Here is a 2041-nt window from a genome sequence, read left to right on the forward strand (position 1 = left end):
CACGCGCAGCACGCCGCAGCGGCGGAAGGCGGCGTCGAGGACGTCGTCGCTGCCGGTGAGCGAGCCGGTGTGCGAGGCCGCGGCCTTCGCCGCCGCCGCCGTGCGCCCGACCTTGATCACGATGATCGGCTTGGTCAGCGCGACCTCGCGCGCCGCGGAGAGGAAGGCCCGCGCGTCGCCGACCGACTCCATGTAGATCAGGATCGCCTCGGTCTTCGGGTCCTGGCCGAGGTAGTCGATCAGGTCGCCCCAGCCGACGTCGGACATCGAGCCGATCGAGACGAAGGCGGAGAAGCCGACGTTCTCCTTGTGCGCCCAGTCGAGCACCGACGTGCAGAGCGCGCCGGACTGGCTGATGAAGCCGAGCCGGCCGGGACGGGCGATCGAGCGGGCGAACGTGGCGTTGAAGTTGGAGACCGGGCTCATCACGCCGAGGCAGTTCGGCCCGACGATCCGGATGCCGCCCTTGCGGGCCTCCGCCAGCACCTGCTGTTCGAGCGCCAGCCCTTCGGCCCCGAGCTCCTTGAAGCCGGCGCTGATGATGATCGCCCCCTTGACCCCCTTCTGCGCGCACTCGCGGATCACGCCGGGGACGGCCTTCGAGGGGGTCGAAATGACCGCCAGCTCGCATTCGCCGGGGATCTCGGACACCGACGGGTACGCCTTCACGCCGAGCACGCTCGGCCGCTTCGGGTTGACCGGGTAGACCGTCCCGCCGAACGGGTTGGTCACGAGGTTCCACATCAACGTGCGGCCGACGCTGTTCGCGGCCTCCGTCGCCCCGACCACGGCCACGCTCTTCGGCGCGAAGAACACGTCGAGCGGATGAGCTTGGGCGTGAAGCAGATCATGGGCCCCTTCAGGGGCGGACTTCTTTCCCCCTTCGTCGTTCGCCATGGATCGTCTCCTATCTTTTGCGCCGCCCGGACGAGAGCGTCGCCGCGGCGTCCGCGCGGAGAATCAATACCGTCCCGGAGCGCCGAACGCGCCCGGAAAAGGACGTCCGATCGTAGCACCGAACCCGAAGAGGGGGCCGGAACGGCCGCGGCCGGCGGCCGGCCCGGGGCGCGGGAACTGTCCGCGGAAACCGCTCCCGTCGCGCGCGCGGCCTCCCCCTCGGCGCGGCGCCTATTCGCCCTCCGAGAAGACCGCGGTTGACCATGGGACCTTCACGATCGGCGGCTTGAGCTCGCCTTGCGCCTTGACCTCGCGCCAGCGGATTCCCCATTCGTCGAAGCGCCGCCGGTTCGACGGGAACGCGCCGAACTCGACGGCGATCGGCGTCCCGCGCGCGGCCAGCGCCGCGAGCTGCGCGCGCACGTCCCTCGTCTCGCCGACCATCGCGTAGGCGTGAAACGACGCCACGAGCGCGACGTTCAGCGCCAGCGCCGCGACGAGCGCGATTCCCAGCGCCCGCGCCGCGCCCTTCGGCCGCGAGGCGAACAACGCGGCCGCGACGGCGATCGGCGCCAAGGCGAGCTGCGGACAGAACCGAGCCCACCAAGACTCAGGGTTGGCGACGACGCAGACGAGGATCGCGCCGACCACGAACCCGCCGATCAGCGTCCCCCGCCTGTCTCGCCGCCACGACGCCGCGAAGCAGGGAACGGCCAACAGCAGCGCGCCGGAGAACAGCGGTCCCCACCCCGCCATGCGGGCGTCCGAATCGCGGCCGATGTAGAGCTCCCTCCGGTGAAGCCCGAACGGCGCCTTGAGGACCGGCTCCCGGTTCAGCAGCGCGCAAGCCTCCGAGGTCTCGGCCGCGAGCGAGACGGCGAGATTGACGAGGCGGTTGCGGCCCTCGAAGCTCCGCGGGCGGTTCTCGGAGACGACATCGACCGCGCCGTCGCCTCGCACGGGGAAGAACGGGTTTCCATGGGCGCGCCAGTTCGTCACGTAGGACGCTGCTGAAAAACTGTTCGCGGAATCGCACGCAACGGTCTCGCTTCGTGATATGCGTGAGCACGAAGGAGAGCGGCGATGCGGGGAGAGAATCGCGGGCAGCACGGCGCATTCAGCTACGTCTCGATGGAGGAGAGAA

2 protein-coding genes are annotated in these 2041 nt (G+C 70.2%); both read right to left on the minus strand.

The features are described 5' to 3' along the window. Positions 1-897 (minus strand): CoA-binding protein (locus LLG88_14400; protein MCE5248100.1); only part of this gene is annotated, 897 nt, incomplete at its 3' end. Between the two features lie 231 nt (positions 898-1128). Beyond that, the gene (locus tag LLG88_14405) at positions 1129-1896 is read right to left on the minus strand and encodes a hypothetical protein (GenBank protein ID MCE5248101.1); all 768 of its coding nucleotides are present in this window, start codon (positions 1894-1896) and stop codon (positions 1129-1131) included. Between the last annotated feature and the right edge of the window lie 145 nt (positions 1897-2041).

The organism is bacterium, assembly GCA_021372775.1.
In the GTDB taxonomy this organism is placed as follows: Bacteria; Acidobacteriota; Polarisedimenticolia; order J045; family J045; genus JAJFTU01.